At 52.7% G+C, this 25891-nt stretch carries 43 protein-coding genes; 8 read left to right on the forward strand and 35 right to left on the reverse strand.

All coding sequences use genetic code 11. From position 1 onward, the window contains the following. Positions 1–19: 19 nt before the first annotated feature. The 33 genes from rpsM to acpP form a co-directional block, all read right to left on the reverse strand. Positions 20–388 carry a 30S ribosomal protein S13 gene (rpsM, locus tag B9Y59_RS11355; RefSeq protein ID WP_054324040.1) on the reverse strand — a complete coding sequence of 123 codons (369 nt, stop codon included), beginning with the start codon at positions 386–388 and terminating at the stop codon, positions 20–22. 135 nt (positions 389–523) lie between these two features. Then, the gene (rpmJ, locus tag B9Y59_RS11360; protein ID WP_054324039.1) at positions 524–637 is read right to left on the reverse strand and encodes a 50S ribosomal protein L36; all 114 of its coding nucleotides are present in this window, start codon (positions 635–637) and stop codon (positions 524–526) included. A gap of 68 nt (positions 638–705) precedes the next feature. Then, positions 706–924 carry a translation initiation factor IF-1 gene (infA, locus tag B9Y59_RS11365; RefSeq protein ID WP_054324038.1) on the reverse strand — a complete coding sequence of 73 codons (219 nt, stop codon included), beginning with the start codon at positions 922–924 and terminating at the stop codon, positions 706–708. Beyond that, positions 906–1193: a KOW domain-containing RNA-binding protein gene (locus B9Y59_RS11370; protein WP_242967302.1), complete on the reverse strand. Its 288-nt coding sequence runs from the start codon at positions 1191–1193 to the stop codon at positions 906–908. The genes infA and B9Y59_RS11370 overlap by 19 nt, the downstream gene beginning before the upstream one ends. Positions 1194–1205: 12 nt before the next feature. Then, complete coding sequence (gene map, locus B9Y59_RS11375) at positions 1206–1958, reverse strand: type I methionyl aminopeptidase (protein ID WP_054324037.1); 753 nt, start codon at positions 1956–1958, stop codon at positions 1206–1208. A gap of 2 nt (positions 1959–1960) precedes the next feature. Next, complete coding sequence (locus B9Y59_RS11380; RefSeq protein WP_054324036.1) at positions 1961–2593, reverse strand: adenylate kinase; 633 nt, start codon at positions 2591–2593, stop codon at positions 1961–1963. A gap of 15 nt (positions 2594–2608) precedes the next feature. Then, on the reverse strand, positions 2609–3940 hold the full coding sequence (secY, locus tag B9Y59_RS11385) for a preprotein translocase subunit SecY (RefSeq protein ID WP_054324035.1): 1332 nt from the start codon (positions 3938–3940) through the stop codon (positions 2609–2611). Between the two features lies 1 nt (position 3941). Continuing rightward, complete coding sequence (gene rplO / locus B9Y59_RS11390; protein WP_054324034.1) at positions 3942–4382, reverse strand: 50S ribosomal protein L15; 441 nt, start codon at positions 4380–4382, stop codon at positions 3942–3944. 28 nt (positions 4383–4410) lie between these two features. Then, on the reverse strand, positions 4411–4590 hold the full coding sequence (gene rpmD, locus B9Y59_RS11395; RefSeq protein ID WP_054324033.1) for a 50S ribosomal protein L30: 180 nt from the start codon (positions 4588–4590) through the stop codon (positions 4411–4413). Between the two features lie 15 nt (positions 4591–4605). Next, on the reverse strand, positions 4606–5073 hold the full coding sequence (gene rpsE / locus B9Y59_RS11400; RefSeq protein WP_143255384.1) for a 30S ribosomal protein S5: 468 nt from the start codon (positions 5071–5073) through the stop codon (positions 4606–4608). Positions 5074–5130: 57 nt separating this feature from the next. Continuing rightward, positions 5131–5490: a 50S ribosomal protein L18 gene (rplR, locus tag B9Y59_RS11405; protein WP_054324031.1), complete on the reverse strand. Its 360-nt coding sequence runs from the start codon at positions 5488–5490 to the stop codon at positions 5131–5133. A 14-nt stretch (positions 5491–5504) separates the two neighbouring features. Further along, positions 5505–6053 (reverse strand): 50S ribosomal protein L6, encoded by a 549-nt coding sequence (gene rplF, locus B9Y59_RS11410; protein ID WP_054324030.1) that lies wholly within the window; start codon positions 6051–6053, stop codon positions 5505–5507. Positions 6054–6069: 16 nt separating this feature from the next. Next, positions 6070–6468 (reverse strand): 30S ribosomal protein S8, encoded by a 399-nt coding sequence (gene rpsH / locus B9Y59_RS11415; protein ID WP_054324029.1) that lies wholly within the window; start codon positions 6466–6468, stop codon positions 6070–6072. A gap of 23 nt (positions 6469–6491) precedes the next feature. Continuing rightward, the gene (locus tag B9Y59_RS11420) at positions 6492–6677 is read right to left on the reverse strand and encodes a type Z 30S ribosomal protein S14 (RefSeq protein ID WP_054324028.1); all 186 of its coding nucleotides are present in this window, start codon (positions 6675–6677) and stop codon (positions 6492–6494) included. A gap of 12 nt (positions 6678–6689) precedes the next feature. Beyond that, positions 6690–7229: a 50S ribosomal protein L5 gene (gene rplE, locus B9Y59_RS11425; RefSeq protein ID WP_054324027.1), complete on the reverse strand. Its 540-nt coding sequence runs from the start codon at positions 7227–7229 to the stop codon at positions 6690–6692. A 13-nt stretch (positions 7230–7242) separates the two neighbouring features. Beyond that, on the reverse strand, positions 7243–7563 hold the full coding sequence (rplX, locus tag B9Y59_RS11430) for a 50S ribosomal protein L24 (protein ID WP_054324026.1): 321 nt from the start codon (positions 7561–7563) through the stop codon (positions 7243–7245). A gap of 16 nt (positions 7564–7579) precedes the next feature. Beyond that, the gene (gene rplN, locus B9Y59_RS11435; RefSeq protein WP_054324025.1) at positions 7580–7948 is read right to left on the reverse strand and encodes a 50S ribosomal protein L14; all 369 of its coding nucleotides are present in this window, start codon (positions 7946–7948) and stop codon (positions 7580–7582) included. 33 nt (positions 7949–7981) lie between these two features. Continuing rightward, positions 7982–8239 (reverse strand): 30S ribosomal protein S17, encoded by a 258-nt coding sequence (gene rpsQ / locus B9Y59_RS11440; RefSeq protein WP_054324024.1) that lies wholly within the window; start codon positions 8237–8239, stop codon positions 7982–7984. Positions 8240–8257: 18 nt separating this feature from the next. Continuing rightward, positions 8258–8464: a 50S ribosomal protein L29 gene (gene rpmC, locus B9Y59_RS11445; RefSeq protein ID WP_054324023.1), complete on the reverse strand. Its 207-nt coding sequence runs from the start codon at positions 8462–8464 to the stop codon at positions 8258–8260. Beyond that, positions 8464–8889, reverse strand: coding sequence for a 50S ribosomal protein L16 (gene rplP / locus B9Y59_RS11450; protein WP_054324022.1), 426 nt, complete (start codon positions 8887–8889; stop codon positions 8464–8466). The genes rpmC and rplP overlap by 1 nt, the downstream gene beginning before the upstream one ends. After that, complete coding sequence (rpsC, locus tag B9Y59_RS11455; RefSeq protein WP_085533564.1) at positions 8889–9554, reverse strand: 30S ribosomal protein S3; 666 nt, start codon at positions 9552–9554, stop codon at positions 8889–8891. Before rpsC ends, rplP begins: the two co-directional genes overlap by 1 nt. Before the next feature lie 19 nt (positions 9555–9573). Then, positions 9574–9915, reverse strand: coding sequence for a 50S ribosomal protein L22 (gene rplV, locus B9Y59_RS11460; RefSeq protein WP_054324020.1), 342 nt, complete (start codon positions 9913–9915; stop codon positions 9574–9576). 21 nt (positions 9916–9936) lie between these two features. Further along, the gene (gene rpsS / locus B9Y59_RS11465) at positions 9937–10212 is read right to left on the reverse strand and encodes a 30S ribosomal protein S19 (protein ID WP_054324019.1); all 276 of its coding nucleotides are present in this window, start codon (positions 10210–10212) and stop codon (positions 9937–9939) included. Between the two features lie 26 nt (positions 10213–10238). Beyond that, positions 10239–11072 (reverse strand): 50S ribosomal protein L2, encoded by an 834-nt coding sequence (gene rplB / locus B9Y59_RS11470; RefSeq protein ID WP_054324018.1) that lies wholly within the window; start codon positions 11070–11072, stop codon positions 10239–10241. A gap of 99 nt (positions 11073–11171) precedes the next feature. After that, positions 11172–11462 (reverse strand): 50S ribosomal protein L23, encoded by a 291-nt coding sequence (rplW, locus tag B9Y59_RS11475; RefSeq protein ID WP_054324017.1) that lies wholly within the window; start codon positions 11460–11462, stop codon positions 11172–11174. Beyond that, positions 11462–12085: a 50S ribosomal protein L4 gene (gene rplD / locus B9Y59_RS11480; RefSeq protein WP_054324016.1), complete on the reverse strand. Its 624-nt coding sequence runs from the start codon at positions 12083–12085 to the stop codon at positions 11462–11464. Before rplD ends, rplW begins: the two co-directional genes overlap by 1 nt. A 17-nt stretch (positions 12086–12102) precedes the next feature. After that, entirely contained in the window at positions 12103–12735 is a 633-nt protein-coding gene (rplC, locus tag B9Y59_RS11485) for a 50S ribosomal protein L3 (RefSeq protein WP_054324015.1), read from the reverse strand. Between the two features lie 69 nt (positions 12736–12804). Further along, entirely contained in the window at positions 12805–13116 is a 312-nt protein-coding gene (gene rpsJ / locus B9Y59_RS11490; RefSeq protein ID WP_038325938.1) for a 30S ribosomal protein S10, read from the reverse strand. A 439-nt stretch (positions 13117–13555) separates the two neighbouring features. Next, positions 13556–13825 carry a hypothetical protein gene (locus tag B9Y59_RS11495; RefSeq protein ID WP_085533566.1) on the reverse strand — a complete coding sequence of 90 codons (270 nt, stop codon included), beginning with the start codon at positions 13823–13825 and terminating at the stop codon, positions 13556–13558. A gap of 243 nt (positions 13826–14068) precedes the next feature. Then, a complete protein-coding gene (locus B9Y59_RS11500) occupies positions 14069–14608 on the reverse strand; it encodes a PH domain-containing protein (RefSeq protein WP_085533568.1) in 540 nt (179 codons plus the stop codon). A gap of 53 nt (positions 14609–14661) precedes the next feature. Continuing rightward, the gene (gene proS, locus B9Y59_RS11505; protein ID WP_054324011.1) at positions 14662–16098 is read right to left on the reverse strand and encodes a proline--tRNA ligase; all 1437 of its coding nucleotides are present in this window, start codon (positions 16096–16098) and stop codon (positions 14662–14664) included. Between the two features lie 3 nt (positions 16099–16101). After that, entirely contained in the window at positions 16102–16305 is a 204-nt protein-coding gene (locus B9Y59_RS11510) for a hypothetical protein (RefSeq protein WP_054324010.1), read from the reverse strand. Positions 16306–16443: 138 nt separating this feature from the next. After that, entirely contained in the window at positions 16444–16677 is a 234-nt protein-coding gene (gene acpP / locus B9Y59_RS11515) for an acyl carrier protein (RefSeq protein WP_054324009.1), read from the reverse strand. Positions 16678–16920: 243 nt separating this feature from the next. On the opposite strand from acpP, the gene B9Y59_RS11520 reads away from it, so the two are divergent. Further along, entirely contained in the window at positions 16921–17820 is a 900-nt protein-coding gene (locus tag B9Y59_RS11520; RefSeq protein WP_085533570.1) for a shikimate dehydrogenase family protein, read from the forward strand. Beyond that, positions 17817–18338, forward strand: a complete 522-nt coding sequence (locus tag B9Y59_RS11525) for a shikimate kinase (RefSeq protein ID WP_085533572.1) — start codon at positions 17817–17819, stop codon at positions 18336–18338. Before B9Y59_RS11520 ends, B9Y59_RS11525 begins: the two co-directional genes overlap by 4 nt. Here B9Y59_RS11525 and B9Y59_RS11530 read toward each other — a convergent pair. Together B9Y59_RS11530 and B9Y59_RS11535 are read right to left on the reverse strand one after the other, a co-directional pair. Further along, positions 18335–18721, reverse strand: a complete 387-nt coding sequence (locus B9Y59_RS11530; protein WP_085533574.1) for a hypothetical protein — start codon at positions 18719–18721, stop codon at positions 18335–18337. The two genes, B9Y59_RS11525 and B9Y59_RS11530, sit on opposite strands and share 4 nt — an antisense overlap. A gap of 128 nt (positions 18722–18849) precedes the next feature. Next, positions 18850–19188 carry a hypothetical protein gene (locus B9Y59_RS11535; RefSeq protein WP_085533577.1) on the reverse strand — a complete coding sequence of 113 codons (339 nt, stop codon included), beginning with the start codon at positions 19186–19188 and terminating at the stop codon, positions 18850–18852. A 77-nt stretch (positions 19189–19265) separates the two neighbouring features. On the opposite strand from B9Y59_RS11535, the gene aroF reads away from it, so the two are divergent. The 6 genes from aroF to B9Y59_RS11565 all read left to right on the forward strand — a co-directional run bounded on the left by aroF (position 19266) and on the right by B9Y59_RS11565 (position 25891). Continuing rightward, the gene (gene aroF / locus B9Y59_RS11540) at positions 19266–20291 is read left to right on the forward strand and encodes a 3-deoxy-7-phosphoheptulonate synthase (protein WP_054324005.1); all 1026 of its coding nucleotides are present in this window, start codon (positions 19266–19268) and stop codon (positions 20289–20291) included. Positions 20292–20517: 226 nt separating this feature from the next. Next, a complete protein-coding gene (locus tag B9Y59_RS11545) occupies positions 20518–21354 on the forward strand; it encodes a prephenate dehydrogenase (RefSeq protein ID WP_085533579.1) in 837 nt (278 codons plus the stop codon). Next, a complete protein-coding gene (gene aroB / locus B9Y59_RS11550) occupies positions 21355–22416 on the forward strand; it encodes a 3-dehydroquinate synthase (RefSeq protein ID WP_085533581.1) in 1062 nt (353 codons plus the stop codon). It begins immediately after the preceding gene. Then, positions 22409–23677 carry a 3-phosphoshikimate 1-carboxyvinyltransferase gene (gene aroA, locus B9Y59_RS11555; protein WP_085533583.1) on the forward strand — a complete coding sequence of 423 codons (1269 nt, stop codon included), beginning with the start codon at positions 22409–22411 and terminating at the stop codon, positions 23675–23677. Before aroB ends, aroA begins: the two co-directional genes overlap by 8 nt. Beyond that, positions 23658–24770, forward strand: coding sequence for a chorismate synthase (gene aroC, locus B9Y59_RS11560; RefSeq protein ID WP_085533585.1), 1113 nt, complete (start codon positions 23658–23660; stop codon positions 24768–24770). The genes aroA and aroC overlap by 20 nt, the downstream gene beginning before the upstream one ends. Continuing rightward, positions 24767–25891, forward strand: a complete 1125-nt coding sequence (locus B9Y59_RS11565; RefSeq protein ID WP_085533587.1) for a bifunctional chorismate mutase/prephenate dehydratase — start codon at positions 24767–24769, stop codon at positions 25889–25891. The genes aroC and B9Y59_RS11565 overlap by 4 nt, the downstream gene beginning before the upstream one ends.

The raw sequence follows: 25891 nt of genomic DNA on the forward strand, positions 1-25891 counted from the left end.
CTTTTAAATCCCTCCCTACTTATTTCTTCTTGTTGGCCATGGTCTTTCTCGGACCCTTCCGCGTACGTGCGTTGGTCTTAGAACGCTGGCCTCTTACGGGCAGACCCTTGCGGTGACGGAGACCGCGATAGCAACCGATTTCAATCAGTCTCTTGATGTCGAACGCAACGTCGCGGCGAAGGTCGCCTTCCACGCGGCAGTTGTGATCAATGTATTCTCTCAACTTCGATGCGTCGTCTTCCGTCAGATCTCTTACGCGGATGTCGGGGTTCACACCCGTTGCCTTGCAAATATCCGTGGCGGTCTTGCGGCCAATGCCATAAATATAGGTAAGAGCAATTTCGATGCGCTTGTCTCTGGGCAGATCAATACCTGCTATACGCGCCATACTGTTGCACCTCCAAATTAGTCTTTCAAATTAATGGGGACAAGCCCCCAAGCGGAACACGGGTTTTTGGGGCATCATTGCCCCATCCCCGCGGTCCCCGCCGTCTTAGGCGGGCCGTGTCTGAAAGCGCAGCTTTCAACCCTGGCGCTGCTTATGCTTCGGGTTGTCACAGATCACCATGACTTTTCCCTTGCGCTTAATGATTTTGCACTTCTCACAAATCTTTTTGACAGAAGGTCTGACTTTCATTTGTGCGCCCTCCCTTAGTGAAGTCTCATGTTGAAATCCCGCAGTTCTTACAGCTCTGCGAAATCCCTTTATTTCGAACGCCACGTAATGCGGCCCCGGGTCAGATCGTACGGAGAAAGTTCGATCGTCACCTTATCGCCCGGCAAAATACGAATGAAGTTCATCCGGAGCTTACCGGAAATGTGGGCCAACACCTGGTGGTGGTTTTGAAGCTCTACCATAAACATTGCGTTTGGGAGTGCTTCCGTCACAATACCCTCGGTTTCAATTACGTCCTGTTTCGACATACTGTAGCCTCCTCTTGCGGAAAACAGCCCTTCCCTTCAAATGGACGAAGGGCATGGCGAATTTCACGGTTGGTTTGCAATGAACCCTCTTCCAAGATGGTCTTGGTTATCAGAAGGTGTTTTTGCTTCTTTCTCTTTGGATGCTCCAGACTTCGACGTTTGCCGTTACAAATCACGGCCATATCGTCGCTCGCCTCTAGCACCGTAAAGAAGCCGCCTTTGTCCCGCCCGGCGAGGGCACGGACAACGAGTCCTCTCACAAAGTCCATGGTCTCCCCCTTTTATTCCGGCAAAGTCATAATCACCGGTCCATCCGGGGTGATGGCGATGGTGTGCTCAAAGTGTGCAGAAAGTTTGCCGTCCGCCGTGACAGTCGTCCAACCATCCTCCAGCGTCTTTACTTCCTTCACACCGGCGTTGATCATTGGTTCAATCGCGATGGTCATGCCTGGTAACAGGCGCACGCCTCTGCCTGGCGTGCCGTAATTGGGAACACTCGGGTCTTCATGCAGCTTCGCACCTACTCCGTGGCCGACAAAATCCCGTACCACCGAGTAGCCGCGCGCCTCGACATACCGCTGGACCGCGCTACCAATATCCCCAACGCGGGCTCCGGCCTGAGCGGCCTTGATACCCTCAAAGAGGCTCTCGCGTGTGACATCCATAAGGCGCTTGGCTTCTTCACTCACATCCCCACAGGGGAAGGTATAAGCGTTGTCGCCGTTAAATCCATCATAAAAGGCGCCGGTGTCAATGCTGACAATGTCGCCTTCCTTGAGGATAATCTCCTTATGGGGTATGCCGTGGATCACCACGTCGTTTACAGAGACACATGCGCTGCCCGGGAATCCGCCGTAACCAAGGAAGTTGGGCTTTCCGCCCTCTTCCTCGATTACCCGACGGACAATGCGGTCGATCTCCCAGGTAGAAACCCCAGGCTCGACCGCCTCGCCGGCCAGCTTCAGTGCTTTTGCAGAGATCCTGCACGCTTCCCGCATAATCGCGAGCTCGCGGCTGGTTTTAAGCACAATCATGATTACGCCTCTAATGCCGCCAGCGTCAGTTTGGTGGTATCCGCCACTTCTTCCTGACCTTCCACGATACGGAGCTTCCCCTGTTTCTCGTAATAATCCTTGAGGGGTTCAGTCTGTTCGTGGTATACATGCAGGCGTTCTTTCACTGTATCCGGATGGTCATCCTTACGCTGAATGAGGGCGCCTCCGCATTTGCCGCACTTACCTTCCTCCTCCGGCTTGTTGTACAGCAGGTGGTAGGTAGCACCGCAAGTCTCACAGACGCGGCGTCCGGACATGCGCTCCACAATCTTGTCATCGGCAACTTCAATATCAATGACCTTGTCGATCACAATGCCCATCTTATCCAGAGCCTCGGCCTGGGGGATGGTGCGCGGGAAACCGTCCAACACAAAGCCGTTCTTGCAATCGTCCTGGGCCAAACGCTCTTTGACGATGCCGATTACAACTTCATCGGGCACAAGCTTGCCTGCGTCCATGAAGGACTTTGCCTTCAAGCCCATCTCCGTGCCGCTCTTCAGCGCTTCGCGGATCATATTCCCCGTAGAAATTGCGGGGATGGATAAATGCTGGCAGATGACCTCTGCCTGGGTTCCTTTACCGGCGCCCGGTGCGCCAAGAAGAATCAGATTCATATCATTTCCTCCTTATCAGTCAAGGAAGCCTTTATAATGGCGCATCATCATCTGAGATTCCATCTGCTTCATGGTATCCAGCGCAACACCAACCAAGATGATGACGGAAGTACCGCCCAAAGACAGGTTGTGCATACCGGTAGCAGCTCCGAACAGAATCGGAAGAAGTGCAATCACAGCGAGGAACAACGCGCCAATCAATGTGATCTTAGAAAGAATCTTTGAAATGAAGTCAGAAGTCGGCTTGCCAGGACGAATGCCCGGAATCGTGCCGTTATTCTGACGAAGATTATTGGCCATCTCAATCGGATTATACTGAATGGTTACATAGAAGTAAGCAAACATGATAATCAGAAGGAAATACAGTACGGAATAAAGCCAACCCGTGGAAGAGAAGGCGTCAAAGAAAGATTTCCAGAAGCCTGTTACATTCCCACCCATAAAGAGCTGAATCGTACTCGGAATCGAGAGAATCGAGCTTGCAAAGATGATCGGCAAAACACCGGACATTGCAACCTTGATCGGAATGTGTGTGCTTTGGCCACCGTACATCTTGCGGCCAACAACGCGCTTTGCATACTGAACCGGGATACGGCGTTCCGAATTATTCATAAACGCAATCACCCAGATCACAGCCAGGAAGAGGACAACAAACAGCGGAACCAGGAAGTAATACTTGCCATAGTTTGTCGGGTCCTGATTTGCAGCAGAGAGATACTGGCCCAACAAACGGATCGTCTGCGGCAGTCTTGCCACAATGCCTGCAAACAAGAGAATGGAAATACCATTTCCAATACCCTTCTGGTTGATCTGCTCGCCCATCCACATCATCATCGCCGTGCCAGCAGTAAATGCTAGGATAATGACGATTGCAGCGAACACCTGTTCCCAACCGGAGGTATACAGAGCGATCGGAGCGCCCTGATACGTACTGTTGCGCAAATAAAAGTAATAGGCAGTACCCTGAATCAAGCCCAAAGCAACTGTGACATAACGCGTGATTGTCGCAATTCTCTTGCGACCCTCTTCGCCTTCCTTCGCCATACGCTCCAAAGGAGGAATGGCAACCGTCAACAGCTGCATGATGATGGAACTGTTGATGTATGGAGTGATACCCATTGCAAACATGGTCGCATTTGCAAAAGCACCACCGGACAACATATCCAAATAACTGAGTGCATTGCCAGTTTCGTTGACCGTACCCATCAAGCCCTTCAGAGCATTGACATCCAGGAACGGAACTGGGATCGTGGCGCCAAAACGGAACACCACAATAATCAGCAGGGTGAAAAGAATCTTTTTACGCAGATCCGGAATACCCCAGGCATTCTTAATTGTTTTAAACAACTCAGATCACCTCTGCCTTCCCACCAGCGGCCTCAATCTTCTGCTTTGCAGCTTCGGAATAGGCAGTGACCTTAACGGTTAACTTCTTTGTGAGTGCGCCATTGCCGAGAATTTTCACGCCGTCGCAGGTCTTCTTGACGATTCCTGCGTCCTTGAGCGCCTGCGCGTCAACAACCGCGCCCGTCTCGAATTTCTCCAGCGCGCTTACATTGATCGCCACGATGGTTTTGGCAAAAATATTATTGAATCCTCTTTTCGGAATACGTCTCTGCAGAGGCATCTGGCCACCTTCAAAGCCCGGACGCATGCCGTGTCCTGCTCTGGCCTTCTGGCCTTTATGGCCTTTGCCCGCGGTCTTGCCCTGTCCGGAGCCGTGGCCTCTGCCGATCCGCTTGGATTCCTTGGTGGAACCCGGCGTCGCAGTTAGATCATGCAAATTCATTTTACTCGCACCTCCTTGCTTGCTTAGCTTACGCTTCGACTACCTCGACGAGGTGGATGATCTTGGCCACCTTACCTTTGGTCTGGTCGTTGTCCGGCTGAACGGACTCGTCACCAATTTTGCGAAGACCAAGCGCCTGGGCGGTTGCAATCTGGTCTTTCTTGCTGCCGATAAGGCTTCTTACCAGCTTCACCTTTACCTGTGCCATCTTGCTACCCCCTCCTTAAAGAATGTCCTGCACCGACTTACCGCGGATCGCGGCAACTTCGTCGGCTGTGCGCAGCTGAGCCATACCGGCCAAGGTTGCGCGGACTACATTGCACGGGTTGTTGGAACGCAGTGCCTTGGTACGGATATCTTTGATACCCACAGCCTCGACAACCGCACGAACCGGGCCGCCAGCGATTACGCCGGTACCAGGTGCTGCAGGCTTCATCAAAACTCTGCCTGCGCCGTACTCGCCGATGATCTCATGCGGGATCGTACCGCCGCGCATTGCGACCTTAATCAGGTTCTTCTTGGCGTCCTCAATGCCCTTGCGGATCGCCTCGGGAACTTCGCCTGCTTTACCAATGCCGAAACCAACGGTGCCTTTTCCATCGCCTACCACGACGAGCGCAGCAAACTTGAAGATACGGCCGCCCTTGACGGTCTTACTTACACGGTTGATTGCGACTACATGCTCTTGCATCTCATCCTGAGACTGCTGTCTGGGTGCGTCAAATCTAGCCAAAAGTATCCCTCCTTCTTAGAACTTGAGGCCGCCCTCGCGGGCGCCTTCGGCCAGCTCTTTGACGCGGCCGTGGAAAATATAACCGCCGCGGTCAAATACGACCTGGGAAATGCCCTTTTCAGCGGCGCGTTTAGCGATCAGCTCGCCAACCTTGCGTGCGGCTTCCTTGTTTCCGCCGTTACCATTGAACTCCTTGTCCAGGGAAGAAGCTGCCACGAGGGTAACTCCTTTTACATCGTCGATGATCTGGGCGTAGATGTTTTTGGTAGAGCGAAATACATTCAGGCGCGGGCACTCTGCGGTGCCGGAAATCTTGCCGCGCACTCTCTTGTGGCGGTTCAATCTGGCTTTGTTTGTATCAGCCTTATTCACCATTTGTCATTCACTCCTTACTTCTTGGCGCCCTTACCGGCCTTGCCTTCCTTATGACGGACAAATTCGCCAGTATAGCGGATACCCTTGCCCTTGTACGGCTCTGGCGGACGCTTCTCGCGGACTTCCGCTGCAAACTGGCCGACCTTCTGTTTGTCCGAGCCGAGGATCACGATCTTGTTCGCGGACGGGCACTCGATTGTGATGCCGTCGATTTCGGGAACAATCACCTGATGGGAATAGCCCAGGTTCATTACGAGGTTCTTGCCCTGCTTCTGCACACGGTAGCCGACGCCGTTGACGTCCAGCTCTTTCTTAAAGCCCTCCGTTACGCCGATCACCATGTTGTGGATGAGCGTACGGGTCAGGCCGTGCAGAGAGCGGTTCTCTTTTTCGTCATTCGGACGGGTCACGAGGATTTCGCTACCCTCGACAGCCACCGTCATATTCGGGTGGAACTGCTGGGTGAGGGTTGCCTTCGGGCCCTTGACCGTGATAACGTTGCCATCAACTTTCACATTGACGCCAGCGGGAATATTTATGGGTTTTCTTCCAATTCGAGACATTTCTGCACCCCCTTATTTACCAAATAAATGCGAGGACCTCTCCGCCAACATTTTCCTTACGCGCCTGACGGTCCGTCATGACGCCCTTGGACGTGGAGATGATGGCGACGCCCAGGCCCTTCATGACCTTCGGCAGTTCCTCAGCGCTGGAATAAATGCGAAGGCCCGGCTTGGATACCCGGCGCAGCCCCTTGATAACCGGGGTCTTGCCCTCGCCATACTTCAAGTTCACTTTGATGATGCCCTGTTTGCCGTCCTCAACGACCGTAAAATTCTTCACATAGCCCTCATCCACCAGAATCTGCACAATGGCCTTCTTCATGTTGGAAGCAGGGATGTCGACGGAATCATGCTTTGCGGAAACCGCATTGCGAATACGGGTGAGCAAATCAGCAATTGTATCTGTAATTTGCATACCGTTACCTCCTTTGCTAAGCTTTACCAGCTGGCCTTTTTCACGCCCGGAATCTCACCCTTATAGGCGAGTTCGCGGAAGCAGATACGGCAAATTCCGAACTTGCGAAGATAGGCATGCGGCCTGCCACAGATTTTGCATCTGTTATACGCACGGGAAGAATACTTCGCCGGTCTACGCTGTTTGATTTTCATAGAAGTCTTGGCCACAATAATCCCTCCTTATTTCGCAAACGGGGCGCCCATGAGGGACAAAAGCTCTCTGGATTCCTCGTCGGTGTTTGCGGTAGTCACGAAACAGATGTCCATTCCGCGGACCTTATCGATCTTATCATAGTCGATCTCCGGGAAGATCAACTGTTCTTTGATGCCCAAATTGTAATTGCCGCGGCCATCAAAAGAGTTCGGGTTGATACCTCTAAAGTCTCTGACGCGCGGAAGCGCTACATTGAAGAGACGGTCGATGAACTCATACATACGGTCTCCTCTGAGCGTTACCTTCACGCCAATGTTCATGCCCTCACGGAGCTTGAAGTTTGCAACCGACTTCTTCGCTTTGCAGATCATCGGCTTCTGGCCGGTGATGGCAGCGAGGTCCACCATAATGGCGTCGATCACTTTTGCGTTATCCTTCGCCTCGCCAGCGCCAACATTGATGACGACCTTGTCGAGCTTTGGAATCTGCATCACGCTTTTGTAGGAAAACTTCTTCATCAGCGCCGGAGCGACATCTTTTTTATAGTAATCCTTAAGTCTGGCCATGTTTTATCCTCCCTTACAGCGACTCGCCGCATTTTGCACAAATGCGTTCCTTGGTGCCGTCTTCATAAACTTTATGTGCGACACGCGTCGGTTTGCCGCAGCGCGGGCAGACAATCTGGACCTTGCAGGCATAGATAGCGCTCTCAGCCTGGACAATGCCGGCCTGGTCGCCCATCTTGCGAGCCTTGACATGCTTGCTGACCATGTTGCGGCCCTCAACGATGACTTTGCCTTCCTTCGGGCTCACGGCCATGACCTTGCCCTTCTTGCCGCGGTCCCTGCCGCTGATAACGATGACGGTGTCACCCGTTTTTACATGAACTTTGTTATTCATCAGTGAGCACCTCCCATTACAGCACTTCGGGGGCAAGGCTCAGGATCTTCATATAATCCTTATCGCGCAGCTCTCTTGCCACAGGCCCAAAGATACGCGTCCCCCTCGGATTCTTATCTTCTTTGATGATGACTGCCGCATTCTCGTCAAAGCGAATGTACGTGCCATCGTCGCGGCGTACGCCGGAAGCGGTGCGGACTACAACCGCCTTCACAACGTCGCCCTTCTTCACCTGGCCGCCGGGGGTTGCTTTTTTCACAGAAGCAACTACCACGTCGCCAATATTTGCATACCTTCTGCCGGTACCGCCGAGAACGCGGATGCACATAAGCTCCTTCGCGCCGGTGTTGTCGGCCACTTTCAGGTAGGTCTGCTGTTGTATCACAGTGCGTTCCTCCTTTGCTTAAGCCAAACGAACTTATTTGGCCTTCTCAATAATCTCGACGAGACGCCATCTCTTCTCTTTGCTGAGCGGACGGGTCTCCATCACACGCACGCGGTCACCGATGGAGCATTCGTTGTTCTCATCATGTGCCTTCAGCTTAACGGTACGTTTGATAACTTTCTTATACAGCGGATGCTTCACGCTGTCCTCAATGGCAACGACGACGGTCTTATCCATCTTGTTGCTGACAACTCTGCCAACCTCTGTTTTTCTCAAATTACGATCGCTCACAGTTAATCCTCCCTTCCGTTACGCCTTCGCGCTGTCCTTGATCTCGTTCTCGCGCAGAACCGTCTTTACGCGCGCGATGTCCTTCTTTACAGCGGAGATGCGCATCGGGTTATCGAGCTGATTAATAGCAAGCTGGAAGCGCAGGTTGAAAAGCTCGGCCTTGAGGTCTTTCAGCTTACTTTCCAGTTCTGCAGTTGTTAAATCTCTGACTTCTGAGGCCTTCATTACTGCTCACCACCCGTTCCTTCCTTTTTGACAAACTTGCACTTAATCGGCAGCTTGTTGGATGCAAGACGCAATGCTTCTCTAGCGGTCTCTTCGGAGACACCGCCGATTTCGAACATCACTCTGCCTGGCTTAACAACGGCTACCCAGTATTCCGGGGAACCTTTACCGGAACCCATTCGGGTCTCAGCCGGCTTCTCAGTAATCGGCTTATCCGGGAAAATTTTGATCCAAACTTTACCGAATCTCTTGCAGTAACGTGTCATGGCAACACGAGCTGCTTCGATCTGGTTCGAGGTGATCCATGCCGGCTCCATGGCCTGGAGGCCGAAATCGCCGTAGGTCACTGTATTGCCGCGATATGCCTTGCCGGTCAGACGGCCACGATGCACTCTGCGGTATTTTACACGCTTAGGCAACAGCATTATTTACTGCCTCCTTCCCTGCGGGGCTTGCGGTTATCGTTGAGAACCTCGCCCTTATAGAGCCACACCTTAATGCCGATGCGGCCATAGGTGGTGGCGGCTTCTGCAAAGCCATAATCGATGTCCGCGCGGATGGTCTGCAGCGGAATCGTTCCGTCGTGATACTGTTCCGTTCTGGCGATTTCAGCACCGCCCAAACGGCCGGAAACCTGGGTCTTGATACCCTTTGCACCGAGCTTCATTGCACGGCCGATGCACTGCTTCATCGCGCGGCGGAAAGAAATTCTCTTTTCCAGCTGCTGTGCAATGTTCTCTGCGATCAGCTGCGCGTTGAGGTCCGGGGACTTCACTTCAACAATATTGATGGCAACCGGCTTGCCGAGCATCTTTTCGCACTGGAGGCGGAGCTTCTCAATCTCTGCGCCACCCTTGCCGATGACCATGCCGGGTTTTGCACAGTGGATATGAACGCGCACCTTGGAGGCATCACGCTCGATTTCAATCTTGGGAACGCCGGCAGCCGCCAGCTGCTTCTTCAAAGTTCTGCGCAGGTTGTAATCTTCAACGAGCGTATCGCCGAAAACATTGTCCTTCGCGAACCAGCGGGAATCCCAATCTTTAATTACGCCCACACGGAACCCATGTGGATTTACTTTCTGGCCCATAGTTTACCTCCTCATCTGCTTATTCTTTTTCCTTGAGCACGAGGGTGACGTGCGAAGTTCTCTTCTCGATTCTATACGCGCGGCCCTGCGCTCTGGGACGGATGCGCTTGAGGATCGGGCCCGGACATACGAAGCACTCTGCTACGTACAGTCTGGATACATCCATGTTGTGGTTATTCTCAGCGTTCGCCATGGCCGACTTCAACAGCTTTTCAAGATATTCACAAGCGGCCTTGGGGGTATTCTTGAGGATAGCCATTGCAACGTCCACCGGCTTGTTGCGAATCAGGTCCAGTACGATGGACACTTTACGGGGAGAAATACGGGCGTATTTCAGATAAGCCCTTGCTTCTGCTTCCATTGTCTATACTCCTTTCGGCCCTTATTTACCAGTTGTTTTGGAACCGGCATGGCCCTTAAAGGTTCTGGTCGGGGCAAACTCGCCGAGTTTGTGGCCAACCATGTCCTCTGTGACATATACCGGAACATGCTTGCGGCCGTCGTGGACCGCGATGGTGTGGCCTACGAAATCCGGGAAGATAACGGAAGCTCTGCTCCAGGTCTTCACGATTTTCTTTTCGCCGGCCGCATTCATTTCCTGAATCCTTTTCAGCAGCACAGGCTGTACAAAAGGACCCTTTTTAATGCTTCTGCTCATAAATTACAAGCTCCTTTCCGTACGCCTTATTTGCCGTTTCTGCGTTTCACAATGAACTTATCGGAACGGTTGTGGTGGGCGCGCGTCTTATAGCCGAGCGCCGGCTTGCCCCACGGGGTCATCGGGCCCGGATGTCCAATCGGCGATTTGCCTTCGCCGCCGCCGTGCGGGTGGTCGTTCGGGTTCATAACAGAACCGCGGACAGTCGGTCTCCAACCCATGTGACGCTTGCGGCCTGCTTTACCGATCTTCACATTTTCATGGTCGATGTTGCTGACCTGGCCAACCGTAGCCATGCAGGTTGCAGAAACGTTGCGGAGCTCGCCGGACGGCAGTCTCAAAAGAGCCATGCCGTTCTCCTTTGCCATCAGCTGTGCCATGTTGCCAGCTGCACGCGCCAGCTGTGCGCCCTTGCCGGGATACAGCTCGACGTTGTGGACAAAGGTACCGGTCGGGATATTTGCCAGCGGAAGCGCGTTGCCCGGCTTGATGTCCGCAGACGCACCGGAAACGACCACGTCGCCGACCTTCAGGCCGTGCGGCGCAATGATATACCGCTTCTCGCCATCCTCATACTGAACAAGCGCGATAAACGCGGAGCGGTTCGGATCGTACTCCAATGTGAGCACGGTTGCCGGCATATCCGCCTTCTGGCGCTTGAAGTCGATGATACGATACTTCTTGCGATTGCCGCCGCCGCGATGACGGACGGTAATTCTGCCATAGCTGTTGCGGCCGGAACGATTCTTTTTGGAAGCCAAAAGGCTCTTTTCCGGTGCAACCTTGGAAAGGCCCGTGTAGTCTGTTACGGACATATTCCTTCTGGCATTGGTTGTCGGTTTATAATTAGTAATAGGCATTTCGGTTTCACACTCCTCATGATGGCTTTGCGGGACGTTGCCAACGCCCCATACCTTGCCGAAAGCACTGGGTACGCTCTATAAGCGCATCCGGCTTTCTTACATCATACCTTCAAAGAATTCAATGGACTTGCTGTCCTCGGTCAGGGTAACGACAGCCTTCTTCCAAGAAGGAGTGTAGCCCTCGGTTCTGCCCTGGCGGCGGAGATGTCCGCGCACATGCAGGGTGTTGACCTTACTGACCTTTACGCCAAAGAGCTCTTCAACCGCTCTTTTGATGTCGACCTTTGTCGCACTCTTTGCGACTTCAAAGGTGTACTTTTTCATGCCGATACCGGCCATGCTTCTTTCCGTGATAATGGGGCGGATCACGATGTCCTGTGCTGCCATTATGCATACACCTCCTCAATCTGAGAGACGGCGTCCTTTACAACGACAAACTTGTCGGCGTTGAGGATGTCGTAGACGTTCAAGGTGTTCACCATTGCGGTCTTCACGCCCGGGATGTTTGCTGCGGAAGCAACCACCTTGCTGTTGAGCTCGGGCAGAACGATCAGCGTCTTCTTTTCGGAGCCGATTGCCTTAAGCATGTTAGCAATGGTCTTGGTCTTGTATTCGTCCAATGTGATCTGATCCAGCACGATCATATTGCTGCTGGCAACTTTGCTGGAAAGTGCAGACTTCATTGCAAGACGGCGTACCTTTTTATTTAAAGTATAACGATAGCTGCGCGGCTTTGGCGCAAACACGATGCCGCCGTGCGTCCACTGGGGCGCGCGGGTGGAACCCTGTCTGGCATGGCCGGTGCCCTTCTGTCTCCACGGCTTTTTGCCACCACCGGAAACTTCAGCGCGGGTCAGCGCGGACTGTGTGCCCTGACGCTGGTTGGCGAGGTAATTCTTTACCACGTCGTGCATCACGCTCACATTGGGCTCAATTCCAAATACGGACTCGGACAGGTCGATCTTTTCGATCTCCTTGCCAGCCATATCGAGTACTGCTACTGTAGGCATACCAAATCCTCCTTCCCTTACGCCTTCACGCTGTCACGGATCACGACGGTGCCGCCGTTTGGACCCGGAACTGCGCCTTTGACGGCGATGAGGTTGTTTTCGACGTCCACCTTAACGACCGTCAAGTTCTGGACGGTGACCTTCTCCGCGCCGAGGTGGCCGGGCAGATGCTTGCCCTTGAACACTCTGGACGGATCGGAACATGCGCCGTTGGAACCAGCATGGCGGGCAACCGGGCCGGAACCGTGGGTTTCCTTGAGCCGGTGCAAATTCCAGCGCTTAATGCCGCCAGCATAGCCCTTACCTTTGCTGGTGCCGCACACATCCACCTTGTCGCCAGCCGCAAAGACGTCGACTTTGACGAGGTCGCCCACATTGTAGGCATCCGTGTTTTCCAGACGGAACTCGCGCAGAACCTTCTTCGGAGCGACATCGCCCTTTGCGAAATGGCCCTGCATCGGCTTGTTGACCTTGTGGGCCTTCATGTCGCCATAGCCCATCTGGACTGCTGCGTAGCCGTCGTTTTCAACGGTTTTCTTCTGCGAAATCACGCAGGGACCCGCCTCGATGACGGTTACCGGGACTACTTTCCCGTGTTCGTCGAAGATCTGTGTCATACCGATCTTCTTGCCGATAATACCTTTTTGCATTATTTTACCTCCTGTACAGGTTATTGGTTGGCTCTCGCCAACTTGACCTCGACCGCTGGTAGGTTAAAATCAGAGTTTAATCTCGATTTCAACGCCTGCGGGGAGTTCCAGACCCATCAAAGCCTCAACGGTCTTATTGGAAGGTCTGAGAATGTCGATCAATCTCTTGTGGGTGCGCATTTCAAACTGCTCACGGCTGTCCTTATACTTATGAACAGCGCGCAGAATCGTGATGATCTGCTTCTCGGTCGGCAGCGGCACCGGCCCGGAAACTCTTGCGCCCGTGCGTTTCGCCGTCTGCACAATCTTTTCTGCGGACTGGTCAACCAGCTGATGGTCGTACCCCTTGATTCTGATCCTGATCTTTTCCTTGACTGCCACTTGAATCGCCTCCTTATTGTAGTTGGCGGGCGGCGTTTTAAATCCTAACACGGCGCCGGGTGTTTCTTCAACCGGCATTGAAAAACCGGATCATCTTTTGCAAGATGTATCCGGGTGTAGGCAAAAACGTCTGAGCGCAGAAGGGCGCATTGCAACCCAATCCCTTCGCATGCTCAAAATATCTGTCGCCCGGTTTAAAATCGGACATACTCCACGGAAAAACCGGCATCTTTCAGCCGCAACCTCCCGCTTCAACGCATATCTGTCGCAGTCATGCTAGATTATAATACCATATAGGTCACCAAATAGCAAGTCCTATCTTCTCTTTTTTGCAAGAATTTTCTTGCAATATTTTGGCTATTTCGCCTAATTCTTCCTATAACACCCAAAAGGGGACTTCTCCTCCCAGAAGAAGCTGAAAATTCAGAGAGAACCCCCTTTAACGCCTCTTTCTGCGGAACTGGCGAACGCGGAACTGTGCTATTTTAGAAAGCACCCTACAGCCATGTACCCAGACCGTTCTCCAAAGGGATGAACGGGAATGCCCTGCCACAAACACAGCCGTCGGGCCATCCATACCGCTGATGACTGTGACCAAATGGCCTTCCTTACTTCGAATGTGGGGAAGTTCGTGCAGTTTCTGGCAAACCACGCCCACGGTCCCCACAATCCCAAAGAGCGTCGCCAGAACAAGCCAACCTTTTTTCATCGCATGATCCCCTTACGTCTTACCTTCATTGAGCAGCAGTGATGAAAGCCTCGCTTGAAGGGTTTTACCCCCCTCTAAGAATTCCATATCCCTTTTCGCTCGCTTCTTCGGGCAACATCCTGCAATCGGCTCGATTGAATGATCTTAACGAAGATGGGGCAGCGGAAAGCGATTCCGCAGCCCCATCCATCCCATATCAGGTACATGTAAGGAACCTATCCAAGCATGTTCCTACATTGTTCCTTATTCGATCTCTTCCTGACCAACAGATTCTTCCAACGTCTCTTTTCTTTCTGCTTCTTCTGCCAAATGCTTGCGATTCGGCATCGCGATGCGCTTCTCCTGGATCTCCTCCAGAAATTGTTCCTTGTTCTCCGGTGAAATCTCCAGCCAGTATTCTTTACTTTTTATGCGGTAACGAATGTAAATCCGGTCTTTGCTCAAAGCAACTCTGGAAGATCCATGGCGCGCCTCGCCCTTTTCCTCCGTTACCTCCATCATCTGGCGGTAGAGGATGGTCACTTTATCAAACAGACCGTTTTTAATAAGTAAGCCAGTGTCCCCCACAATATAATAGGTACTTTTGTACTCCGGCAAAAAAATCAAGAGAAGCGCCACAAACATCCAAGTCCCTAAAAAGCCGACCAGGATATTATGGAAGATAAAATAAACCGCCAAAAACACAATCCCCAAAAGGAACACAGCCAACGCCTTCATATAAAAGGAACGATCCATTTTGGATTTGTATTTTGTCCCTGTTACCACTTTAGAAGCTTTGCGCATATCCGTCAACTTCCTTCCCCACACAGTCGAAGCGGTTTCTTGCTAAACCGGCATCAATATGCTTTGCCCCAGTAGACCATGGTCTTTGCAGGTTTGCCGCAGCACACACAGGTATCCGATAGATGTTCCTGCTCAAACGGCATACAACGCGAGGAGACGCCAGCCACTTCCTTGAGCTTCTCCTCACACGCCAGGTCGCCGCACCACATTGCTTTGATGAAGCCCGGCTTGTTCTCTGCGATCTCTTTGAGCTCATCCAGCGTGGCCGCTGTGTAGGTCATGGACTCGCGGCGCGCCAGTGCCGTCTCGTACATCGTCTTACGAACCATCTCCAACTGTTCTGCAATCGCCGTTTCCAGTTGCTCCAGCGGCACAAAGACCTTTTCCCGGTCCGTACGGCGCACCAAAACACACTGATTCTTTTCGATGTCCTTGGGTCCAATCTCCAGACGAAGCGGGACCCCCTTCATTTCATACTGTGCAAATTTCCAGCCCGGGGACTGTTCAGAGTCGTCCATCCGCACGCGGAAAGTTTTCTTCAAACGAGCAAGCAGCTCTCCAGCCTTATCCAGGACGCCCTCTTTGTGCTGGGCAATCGGGATAATCATCACCTGAATCGGCGCCACAGCGGGTGGAAGCACCAAACCATTGTTGTCGCCATGAGTCATAATGATTCCTCCGATGATGCGGGTGCTCATCCCCCAGGAGGTCTGGTGCGGGTATTGGATCGAATTATCGCGCCCAGTAAAGGTTACATCGAACGCGCGCGCAAATCCATCGCCAAAGTAGTGGCTTGTGCCGCTTTGCAGAGCCTTGCCGTCATGCATCATCGCCTCGATGGTATAAGTCGCCTCTGCGCCGGCAAATTTCTCCTTATCTGTCTTCTTGCCCTTGATGACCGGGATGGCCAGATCCTGCTCGCAGAAGTCCGCGTACACCTTGAGCATCTGCTCTGTTTCCGCTTTTGCCTCCTCTGCCGTCTCATGCATGGTGTGGCCCTCTTGCCAATGGAACTCCACACTGCGCAGGAACGGGCGGGTTGTCTTTTCCCAACGCACCACGCTGCACCACTGGTTATACAGCTTCGGCAGGTCGCGCCAAGAATGAATGACACGCGCATAGTGATCGCAGAACAACGTCTCTGAGGTCGGACGCACGCACAGGCGCTCTTCCAACTGCTCATTGCCGCCCATTGTCACCCAAGCCACTTCCGGCGCAAACCCCTCTACATGGTCCTTTTCCTTTTGAAGCAAGCTTTCCGGAATGAACATCGGCATGGAGACATTCTCGTGCCCCAGCTCTTTAAACCGCGCGTCAAGATTGTCGCGGATATTCTCCCAAAGCGCAAAGCCATACGGCTCGATCACCATGCAGCCGCGCACACTGGTATAGTCCATCAGTTCAGCCTTTTTCACGATGTCGGTGTACCATTTGGCAAAATCCTCCTCCATAGGAGTGATTGCCTCCACCATCTTCTTTTGATCCGCCATTGTTTACTCCCCTTTATCCTTTGTGGTCGATTGTTCTATAAGTTTGCCGTCGTCTGCGGCATTGTGGGTGCGCGGAGCGTCCGCCCTGTTGCCGCGTCTACGCCCAACGAAATTGACCAGTACCAACACCAACCCGATCAGAGCCATAAAAGCGAGAATACCTAAAAAGCACTGTCCCGCCAGAGCCAGCGCGTCCATTTGCCCCATATCCATCACCTCAAGTAAGTCCGGTACTTTCTTTTATATCAGGAATTCTATCGTAACTTTCATTATATAAGAAGGCCCCTTGCTTTTCAAGTAAAAAATCCGCCGTGCATGCACGGCGGATTTCCAGTCAGGAGCGGGTTACGGGTTAACGTGGTCTTCGATGTACTTGACGAGCTCCCCAACCGTCTTAATGTTGTCAATTTCTTCATCGGGAACTTCGATTTCAAACTCGTCTTCAATAGACATCAGCAAATCGACAACGTCCAAGGAATCAGCGCCCAGATCGTCAGCGATGCTCGTATCGACGGTGATCGAATCCTCCTCCACATCGAACTGCTCGCTCAGAATCGCTTTTACCTTTTCCAGAACCATGTCTTTTCCTCCTTCTGATTTGTGTGAATGAGCATACAAAAAGCGCCGCTGTACGCCATCTTCCAAATATGGACAAAGCAGCGCCAGATGTGATACAATTGCCCCGGGCCGCCTAAAAATACTGGCTGCCCGTGTTGCTTAACAACATATTATTAGCAATCCTTCGCTTTGTCAATATGATTCTTAAAGTTTTTTAAGGATTTTCAAATTCCCCGAAAAGCCGGGGATTCTAAGGAGTTTGCCATGGACGAGAAAACATATTGTGAAAAAACCAGCTTTCCCATTCACAACTTCGCTGTGATTGGCCATCCAATCGCACACACCATGTCCCCCTTTATCCACAGCTGCCTGTTCTCCTTGGCCGGATATGGCGCAGCATCCTATCGCGTGATGGATATTGCCCCGGAGGGTTTGGAATCCTTTCTCCCCCGCCTACGGGAACTTTCCGGCTTTAACATCACCATTCCCCATAAACAGGCAATCATTCCTTATCTGGATGATTTGGATGAAAAAGCTGCCTTTTTTCACTCGGTAAACACAGTCAAAAATGAAAACGGCCGGTTGATTGGATTCACCACCGACGGAGCGGGTTTTACAAAGGCGCTGGAGAGTGCCGGCGTTTCTCTGTCTGGGCGCATCGCCATTCTGGGAGCGGGGGGCGTTTCGCGCGTAATGGCTTTCGAGGCCTTGGAAACTGCGCAGGCGCCGGACATCACCATCGCTGTACGCGAACACAGTTTGCCCGCAGCACAGGCTTTGTGCAAAGAATTGACGGCCGTCTTGCAAAAACAGGGACGCGGGGGACGGCTTTCTGTGTCCCTCTTGGATGCAATCTCCGGCGATTTCGATCTGTTGGTCAATGGCACGCCGGTCGGGATGTATCCGCATGTGGACGCTTCTCCAGTTTCCGCAGAGGTCCTGGCCCACTGTGCGGCGGTCTTTGATGCAGTGTACAATCCGGACGAGACCCTTTTGCTTCGCTTGGCAAAACAAAACGGTGCAAAAGCGATCGGCGGTATGCGCATGTTGGTAGGTCAAGCGGCAGCCGCACAGGAGATCTGGTATAATGCCTCCTTCCGTGATGCGGACATCGATGCGCTATGCCGCGATGCCGTCAAAGAAATGGAGCGGATTTTTCAATGAAACAGAAGCCGAAGAATATCATCCTATGCGGGTTTATGGGCAGTGGAAAGACCACAGTAGGGCGCCGTTTGGCACAGAAAACGCATATGGAATTTCTCGATATGGACCACTACATTGAGGAGCGCGAGGGCCGAACCATCGCCGACATCTTCGCCCAGGATGGGGAGGAAACCTTCCGGCGCATGGAAACGGAGGCAGCCAGAGAACTGGCGAGCCGTCGAGGGCTGATAATCGCTTCTGGTGGAGGGACATTGCTCCGCCTGCAAAATGTAAAAATATTTCGTAAAAGCGGTGTCACGGTGTTACTGGACACCCCCATTGGGCTGATTCAGGAACGGTTGAAAAACGACACCGTGCGCCCCTTACTGCAAAAGCCGAACCGGAAGAAAGTGATCTCTGACTTATACCGCAAGCGCCTCCCTGCATATTGTGCGGCAGCCGACATCATCGTCGATGGTTCCGGTGGCGCAGAGCGCGTTGCTGGGCGCATTTGGGAACAGGTCAAGCGGCTCGGTTAAGCTGTTTTCCATAGCGATAAGGAGGCCTTGCTTTGAAGAACCAACCGCTGAAATGCCGTGGCCACACTAAAAAATGCGCCAAGCGCCACAAAAAACATTCCTGGATCGCGCCCCACCTGCAAGTCCGCAAATAAACAGTCAATCGGAAATTGAGAAAAATTTGCAGGCTCCGAAAAAGGTGAAAAGAGCATGACAAAAAGACCGCCGCGCAAGCGCCAGTCAAATTGGGAGAGCATGGAAGCGGTTAATCCGGACTTTCCAGGGAGGTTTGTGACCTGGCCCCGAAGCTGCCAAACGTTCAATCTCCGGTAAGATGCCGTGGGCATTGGAAAATTTGAGTAAATTGGGTTTTCTACTTCGTAGGTTCCCATGGCAAAAGGCATACAAACATAAAGCCCCTGAAATTGGACGGCTCAAATGGCATATCGGCCGGAATGAGCTATAAGAGTTCGCCCCCCTTTTGGCTGCATATCCAGTCCAAGGAAAACATCAGCCGTATAAAAAAACAGAGCTATTTCAGTTTCCTCAAACGTTCAGAAAGTACTGTATTCGCTTTCTTTTTTGCGCGAAAAAAGTTCGACTTCTGCAACAATTCAAAAAATTCCTGCAAATTGGAAAGAATTCTTTCTTGACAAACCTCTTCTGTCGTATTATGATACTTACAAGAATTTTCCGTACAAGGAGTTCCATCATGCTTGAGATTGCAAAAACCACACGATTTACAGGCTTTGGTTATCCCCGCTTCTTTTGGGCGTGGGATTTTTACGCATGCAATCTTTGCGGTGCCAACCCCTGTAGTGGAAATAGCCATTTCTCTTGCATTGTAAAATAACCTGGCTGTTTTTATCATAGGCGGAGCTGCATCGCGCAGCTCCGCCTATTTTATTTTCCCCACAATCTAACATTCAAATTTTGGAGGGTATCAACATGATTATTGTATTGAAACCAAACTGCACAGACGAGCAAGTCAAACATTTCGCGGATAATCTCACCAAAGAATACAATGTCAAAGTCAATACTTGGGTCGGCACACAGAGTACCGTGCTCGGCTTGCTCGGTGACACCACATCCATCGATATCGACTACATTTCTGCACAAGATTTTGTCGAAAGCGTAAAGCGCGTGCAGGAACCGTACAAGAAGGCCAACCGGAAATTTCATCCCGACAACACGGTCATCACCCTCCCCACCGGGCAAAAGATCGGCGACGGCAGCCTTGCGCTGATTGCTGGTCCATGTTCTGTTGAGACAGAGGCCCAGATCTGCGAGGTTGCCGAGCGTGTAAAAGCCGCAGGGGCGGCCTTCCTGCGCGGAGGCGCCTTCAAGCCCAGAACCTCCCCTTACTCCTTTCAAGGCTTACAGGCAGAGGGCCTCGAGCTTCTGAAAAAAGCCAAAGCACAAACCGGCCTGCCGATCGTAACCGAGATTATGAGCATTGGGCACATCCCGCTCTTCGAGGAGGAGGGCGTGGACATCATTCAAGTGGGTGCACGAAACATGCAGAATTTCGAGCTGCTCAAAGCATTGGGCAAGATCAACAAGCCCATCCTGCTCAAGCGGGGCCTGTCCAACACCATTGAAGAGCTCCTAATGAGCGCTGAATACATCATGGCAGGCGGAAACGATCAGGTCATCCTCTGCGAGCGCGGCATCCGTACCTATGAAACCTATACCCGCAACACCCTGGACATCTCCGCAATTCCGATTCTCAAAAAGTTGTCCCATCTCCCTGTGGTGGTAGACCCCAGCCACGCCTCTGGCATTGCATGGTTGGTTGAGCCTCTCGCCATGGCCGCAGTGGCCGCTGGCGCAGACGGCCTGATTATCGAGGTCCATAATAACCCGGCCAAGGCACTGTCGGATGGTGCACAGTCCCTTACCCCGGATCAGTTCGACCGTGTAGCACATCATGTACTCCATACAAAAGAAGTCCTTTCCAAGTGGGACGCCTAAGGCGACCAGCTGATACGGTACAGCAAAAATCCCGATTCTACGGCTGTACGATGGTTCTGACAGCGTTCGCCCGGGCTCATCGTTCAATCTGGACGGGGGACTGAATTTTTGTTATACTAACGCTGTACATCCATGGTACTACAGCGGCAGGAAACGCCGTTTGAGGGTCCTTGTGGAAAAATCCACACGGGCGTGCAAACGGCGTTTTTGCGGAAAGAGGCATGATATGAAAAAGAACGTGGTCATCGTAGGCCTTGGCCTGATTGGCGGTTCCTTGGCCAAGGCTTTCCAAAAATATAGCGAGTGCACCGTCAGTGGGATGGACTGCGACCCGTCCGTACTGGATGCAGCTTTAAAATGCGGCGCAATTGACCGCATTGCCGGAGAACAAGAGTTGCGCGAGGCGGACATCCTCTATCTCTGTCTGTATCCCCAGGCGGATATTGATTTTATACAAGCACATGGCGCACAGATTTCCCCCCATTGCATTGTCACAGATACCTGCGGTATCAAACGGGAGATCTGTGCTCACCTGCCAAAGCTGGCAGAACAATTTGGGTTTTCCTTTGTTGGTGGGCATCCAATGGCGGGAAAAGAGCAAAACGGATTTGTATCCAGCGAGGCGGATCTCTTCGACGGCGCCAGCTACATTCTGGTCCCTTGTGGGGCGCCCCAACGTGCCGTGGACACGCTGAAAGCAATCGCCATCGAACTGGGTTTCGGCGGTACGGTGGTCACTACACCGGAACATCACGACACTATGATCGCCTATACCTCGCAGTTGCCCCACGTGTTGGCCTGTGCCTACGTGATGAGTCCTTGCTGCCCACAGCACAATGGGTTTTCCGCGGGCAGCTACCGCGATGTCTCGCGCGTAGCTCGGATCAACGAAACACTTTGGACAGAGTTATTCCTCGATAACGCGGATGCTCTTACCGAAGAATTGGACATTTTAATCGACAACATCACCCGCATCAGCGCCGCCGTCAAGCAGCGCGATGCGGATACCCTGCGCGACCTGTTGCGCCAGGGCAGACTCATCAAAGAAAGGCTTGGCGAATAAATGGAACTGACTGTCAATACCTCCAAACGTTATACCATTCGAATCGAACGCGGTGTGCTGGATCGGATCGGCGCCGAATGTGCATCGCTGTTTCCCCCTGGCACAAAAGCGGTCATTGTTACGGATACCCATGTTGCACCGCTCTACCTTGAGCGCGTCTCCACTTCTATGCGCAACGCAGGCTTTGATGTGACTAGCTGTGCCTTTCCTGCCGGAGAACCCTCCAAGCGGCTTTCTACCATCGAAGGTATCTATGGCCATATGGCTCAGGCCCATATCACCCGCAGTGATTTTGTGGTTGCCCTAGGGGGCGGTGTCACTGGAGATATGGCAGGCTTCGCCGCGGCAAGTTACCTGCGTGGCATCCCCTTTGTCCAAGTGCCAACTACCCTGCTGTCCCAAGTGGATTCTTCCGTCGGAGGAAAAACCGGCGTAGATTTACCACAAGGAAAAAACTTGGTCGGCGCATTTTGGCAGCCTTCTTTCGTTCTGATCGATCCGGATACGCTCAAGACCCTTCCGCCACACTTCTTTGCAGATGGCATGGGAGAAGTCATCAAGTATGGATGCATCAAAAGCCGGGCACTGTTCGACTTGCTCGCCCATACGGAAGATCTCGAGCCAATTATGGACGATGTGATTTACCGTTGTGTCGATATTAAACGCAAGGTGGTCGAGCACGATGAGTTTGATACCGGCGAACGGGCGCTGTTGAACTTTGGCCATACCTTTGGCCACGCCTTGGAAAAACTCAATCATTACGAAGGCCTTTCCCATGGTGCAGCCGTTGGCATCGGTATGGTTATGATGGCACGCCTGGGCGAGAAAGCCGGATGGACCGCAGCAGGTACAGCGGACACCATCGCCACGGTCCTGAAAAAATACCATCTGCCGGTGCACAGCGATTTTCCGCTCTCACACATTGTCGATGCGACCGCTTCCGACAAAAAGAGTATCGGTTCCTCAATCAATCTCGTTCTGCTGGAAGAGATTGGACAGAGCTTTGTGCAAAAGGTACCGCGCAGTGAGTTGGCCCCCTTGGCGGAGGGTTGCAATGAGTAAGGTGATTGTTTCCCCCTCCACCCTGCGCGGGACTGTAACCGTTCCATGTTCCAAAAGCGCGGCACACCGCGCCATCTTATGCGCTGCCTTGGCAGCTGGGGACAGCATTCTCTCCCCGATCGCTATCTCCAATGATATTCGCGTCACCGCAGAGGCCGCGCAGGCCCTTGGAGCTACCATTCGGGAAGAACAGCATACCTGGCATGTGACCGGCGGCCACCCCCCAAAAAAGCAAGCACAGATCGACTGTGGGGAGAGTGGCTCCACCTTGCGCTTTCTCATTCCAGTCTGCGCTGCCCTTGGCATAGAGACGGCTTTTATTGGGCGCGGGCGGCTTCCAGAACGGCCCATCGGCGTTTATCTTGACCTACTCCCAGCGCACGGAGTGACCTGCCGGACAAAAGGGGGGCTTCCGCTATCAATATCCGGTACGTTAAATCCAGGGGAATTTATACTTCCGGGAAATATTAGTTCACAGTTTATCACAGGCTTGTTGTTGGCATGTCCTCTGCTTCCCGAAGAAAGCACCGTACGTCTTTCCTCTCCTCTAGAGAGTGCAGCCTATGTGGATATGACTTTGGAGGCTATGCAGGCGTTTGGTATCCAAGTGGAACCAATCGAATTTGGATGGCGGATTCCTGGTAGCCAGTGCTATTGTGCGCGGTCTTTTTCTGTAGAGGGCGACTGGTCCCAAGCAGCATTTTTCCTGGCTGCAGGTGCACTGGGGGGGACGCTTGCGATTGAAGGACTGAAACGCCATTCGACACAAGGCGACCGTGCTGCCGCGTCGCTTTTTGATGCATTTGGAGCGGAAAGCCATTGGAATGGTGAAACCATTTGTATAAACTCAAAAAAACTATACGGAATGGAAATCGATGCCTCTCAAATTCCCGATCTTGTGCCGATTCTGGCTGTCACTGCAGCACTCGCAAAGGGGCGCACACGTATCTATAATGCCGCGCGCCTGCGTATCAAGGAGAGCGATCGCCTCGCCGCTATGGCCGACGGACTTCGCCGGCTAGGCGTTCCCGTCCAGGAGACTCCGGACGGCCTGTTGATCGACGGAGTGGAAACGTTGCACGGTGGAGAAGTAAACGGCTACAACGACCATCGGATTGTGATGGCTTTTTCCATCGCGGCGCTCCGTGCGGATAGCCCTGTTATCATTTCCGACGCGGAGAGTATCCGAAAGAGTTATCCCACCTTTTTTGAAGATTACAATCGACTAGGAGGAAAAGCAGATGTCGTCAACTTGGGGTGAAATTGTTCGAATATCCATCTTCGGCGAGAGCCATGGCGTCGCCATCGGTGTTGTAATCGATGGCCTTCCCGCCGGAGAACCGATCGACTTTGATGCGGTCCTTGCGCAGATGAAACGCCGGGCCCCTGGGCAGGACAAGTCTGCCACACCGCGCAAGGAAAGTGACTTTCCAAAAGTGATGAGCGGACTTCTCAACCATACCACAACGGGTGCACCGCTCTGCGCCGTGATTGAGAATACCAATACCCGCTCCCAGGATTACGGCAATCTGCTGGACGTCCCGCGCCCTGGCCATTCCGATTATCCCGCTTATCTGCATTATCGTGGGTACAACGATATCCGCGGCGGCGGGCATTTTTCTGGCCGTCTGACAGCGCCGCTGGTGTTTGCCGGTGCAGTCTGCCGGCAAATTTTAGAGCGCCGTGGCATCCATATCGGAGGGCACGTGGCCTCTGTCGCACAGATCGAGGATACCCTGTTTAACCCTGTTGACATTCCTGATGAGCTTTTGCGGACATTATCCACGGCTTATTTTCCCGTGATCGATTCGGACAAAAAAACGGCCATGGCCGCTTTGATTGAAGAAACACGTATGTCCCAGGACAGTGTGGGCGGCATCGTCGAATGTGCGGTCACCGGCCTTCCGGCCGGAATTGGCGGCCCTCTGTTCGGAGGAATCGAACCCGTTCTTTCCTCGATTCTGTTCGGTATCCCTGCGGTCAAGGGGGTTGAATTTGGCGATGGGTTTGGCTCCTGTGCGTTGCGGGGTAGCCAAAATAACGACCCCTTCTACTTTGCAGCTGGCACGGTGAAAACAACGACCAATCATGCCGGCGGAATCCTTGGTGGAATCACCACGGGAATGCCCTTGCTTTTTCGCGTGGGTATTAAGCCAACCGCCTCGATCAGCCAGAACCAGCAGAGTGTAAATCTACAGACCGGAGAGAATCAGATTCTCTCCGTACACGGAAGGCACGATCCCTGCATTGTTCCGCGTGCAGTGCCTGTCGTGGAAGCCGCCGCCGCAGTTGCCCTGATAAACTTTGAGGGAATTCTCTCCGGCGGCAAGTCGGAAGGGAGGTGGCGCACATGAAATTGGAGGAAGTCCGCAAGGAAATTGACGCCATCGACCGCCAATTGCTGCCGCTGTTTTTGAAGCGTATGGACTGCGCAAAACAGGTGGCAGAGATTAAACGGGAACAGCACCTTCCCGTTCTAAATTCTGACCGCGAACAGGAAATTTTGGACAGCATGGCCCAGCGTGCTGGCAACTATGCTGGTGAAGCGTGTATGCTGTATGCCACTCTGATGGATATGAGCCGCGCTCTCCAGCACAATTTGCTCGGTAGTGGCGCTGCATTGCGGGAACTTGTGAAGGAGGCAGAATATGCGCCTTCCCGTGCAGAGCATATCGCTTGTCTAGGGGTAAGCGGATCGTTTTCCCATGAAGCAGTCCAGCGCCTGTATCCCCACGCTGAACCGCTCTTCTTTGACAATTTTGCGGCCATCTTCGCCGCCGTGGCAGATGGGCGCGCAGACCTGGGCGTGTTGCCAGTCGAGAATTCCTCTGCCGGTTCTGTCAGCGAGGTGTACGATTTGATTCTGCGCTATCGCTTTTATATTGTTGCGGCGGAGACACTGCACATCCATAATTGTCTTGCAGCGGCGCAGGAGTGCCCTGTTTCAGATATCCGCCTGGCTTATTCGCACCCTCAACCCCTGGCCCAATGTTCCAACTTTATTGCTCAGCATCATTTACAGACGGTCCCCTGCTCTGCAACTGCCGCTGCGGCGCAAAAGGTCGCCATAGAACGCAATCCCGGCACTGCAGCCATTTGTTCTGCATCAGCAGCGGAGGAATATGGCCTGCACATCTTGGCTAGGGACATCCAGAACAATGCCGACAACTGCACCCGTTTCATCGCTATCAGCCGGCATCTGTTTATCCCCGAAGGGGCCAATAAGATCAGCCTCTGTTTTTCTCTTCCACACCGTACCGGTACACTACACGGTGTTTTGGCTCGTTTTTCGGCAGCAGGTTTGAATCTTACCAAGATTGAGAGCCGTCCTATTCCAGGGAAAAATTTTGAGTACGACTTTTACCTTGATTTTACTGGCAATGTCCACGAAAGCCACACGTTAAATCTGATTGCTGCTTTGAGCGATGAACTGCCACGCTTTTCTTTTTTAGGAAATTATCGCGAGCAAGAGTAA

Origin of the sequence: Anaeromassilibacillus sp. Marseille-P3371, from assembly GCF_900169665.1 — a bacterium.
In the GTDB taxonomy this organism is placed as follows: Bacteria; Bacillota; Clostridia; order Oscillospirales; family Acutalibacteraceae; genus Anaeromassilibacillus.